This window comes from Streptomyces sp. NPDC059679, assembly GCF_042734105.1.
In the GTDB taxonomy this organism is placed as follows: domain Bacteria; phylum Actinomycetota; class Actinomycetes; order Streptomycetales; family Streptomycetaceae; genus Streptomyces.
Genome location: NZ_JBHWES010000190.1, coordinates 1 through 1,837, shown reverse-complemented (window position 1 = coordinate 1,837; position 1,837 = coordinate 1). Strand labels below are relative to the sequence as shown.

The following is a 1,837-nucleotide window of genomic DNA, read 5'->3' as shown; positions in this document are numbered from 1 at the left end:
GCTGCGGTCGCTGGCGCTCCCTTGCGCGTGCCCCGGGGGGCTCCTCCGGACGCCCGCCCCCCGGGGACCGGGGGACGGGCTGAAGTCCGCTGTGGTGCAGGCGATTCCACCGCGCCGTCGTCGACCGGCGGCACCGTCGTGGTGACTGCGATGGGCTGAGGTCGAAGAGGGGTCGAGGGGGAGCTGGCCGACGTCGAAGAAGTGCGAACCGGCCCGGGGAGGGCGGCATCCCTGGGCGGTTTACGTGACCGGCCGCCTGCCGGGTGCCGCTCTGCCGTGGCGGACGCCGAAAAGCGGCTGGCAAGGACGGGGGTCGGCCGGGCCCGGACACCCCCTAAAGGATCATGGAATTTCCGAGAAAACCCTGGTCAGACCCCCTTTTCGACTTCCCGAATCCGGTCTAGTACTGGTAATATTGAACTTGTTGGAAGGGGGTGGCACCCCGAACAACACCACCACTCGAAACCCGTTGAAAGGTGCTGGACATGACCGTCAAGACCCGCAACTCCCGCCCCGCCGCCACGAAGGCCAGCGAGACCCCTGGGCCGGTCGTCACCGTCGTCACCACCCGTCACCCGAGGTCCGGCCTGTCGATCAGCTACCGCGTCACGGTGGACACGGTGGAGCGCGCCGAGGAGGTCGGCGAGGCGGGAGTTTCGGTTGGACTGGCCGCCCGCCTCACGATCCAGGCGGGCCCGCGACGGCGCCCTGTGACCATCATGGCCAGCCGCCTCATTGGCGAAGGCGAGTGGTACGCCGACGCCATGACCGAGCGCGGCGGCCGCGTCCACCACTCCCGGGGGTTCGGGAACCGGTGCGGGATTCCCCGTCGCCTCCTGGCTGACCTCGGCGACGTGCTCACCATCTGCGCGTACGACGTCCCCGGACTGGTCGAGGATGCCGAGCCCGGCCGACCCCTGAAGCTGCGCAAGGTCAAGGCCAAGCGCAAGGCGAAGGCCACAGCTAAGGCGTAACCCGGAGGGCCGGGGCGCGGGAAGCGCCCCGGCCGCCGAGGGGGCCGGATTGGAAAAACCCTGGTCAGGCCCCTCTTTCGCTTCCAAATTCGGGTCAACACTGGTAATATTGAGCTTGTTGGGAGGGGGTGGCACCCCGACCGACACCGCTCGAAACCGCACCACTTCAACGAGAGGCACCACCGAGATGGCTACCAAGACGACGCGCCGCCGCTCCACCAAGACCAACGAGGAGCGCGCGGCGGAGGTAGACGCCCTCCACGAGCAGCTGAACACCGCGATTGCGTCCCTGGTCTCCGCCGACGGGTGGAAGGCGATGCTTCGCGCGCGCGATCCTGGCCACCACCACCGCCACGCCGGACGAGGCGGCGGAGACGGACGAGGCGGAGCGTGCGGTCGAGGAAGCCGCCCACGCCGCCTACCAGGAGGCGCGCGCCGAGATGATCGAGGCCGCCCAGCAGCGCGAGCAGGGCCAGCCACTCAGTGCCGCCACGGAGGTCACGGCCCCCACCCGGGGGTGACGCAAGGCCGGGGGGAGGGGCCCCTCCCCCCGGCGCGGCGGAGAGCGCCGACCGGCCGCCGGAGCGCAGCAGCCATCGGCGGCCGAGTCCGCACCGCCCGGCGGGCGACGGCCGCGCCGCCCGCCCGGCAGCCGGTGCGCTTCGCCGCGCAGGGGGCGGCGGTTGGTCGGGGGTGGCTGGGCTGGGCGCGGAGCGCCGTGGTGGTGTCTGGTTGTGGGCGCCGGCCGCGTCGCTGGAGTTGTGGCTGGTGCGTGGGTTTGTGGTGGTGCACCCGGCCGTTGGCCGGGTCCGGGGGCTGCGCGCCCCCAGACCCCTGCGCCAGCGCCTGGGGCGCGCTGGACC

General features: G+C 72.0%; 2 protein-coding genes. Both read left to right on the top strand.

The genetic code is table 11. From position 1 onward, the window contains the following. Positions 1–485: 485 nt before the first annotated feature. Entirely contained in the window at positions 486–974 is a 489-nt protein-coding gene (locus ACFV2X_RS55565) for a hypothetical protein (RefSeq protein ID WP_385631968.1), read from the top strand. A gap of 281 nt (positions 975–1,255) precedes the next feature. After that, positions 1,256–1,495: a hypothetical protein gene (locus ACFV2X_RS55560; RefSeq protein ID WP_385631965.1), complete on the top strand. Its 240-nt coding sequence runs from the start codon at positions 1,256–1,258 to the stop codon at positions 1,493–1,495. The last annotated feature ends 342 nt before the right edge of the window (positions 1,496–1,837 follow it).

Coding starts and splice junctions, on each gene's coding strand:
- ACFV2X_RS55565 (WP_385631968.1), top strand. CDS start 486: ATGACCGTCAAGACCCGCAACTCCCGCCCCGCCGCCACGAAGGCCAGC.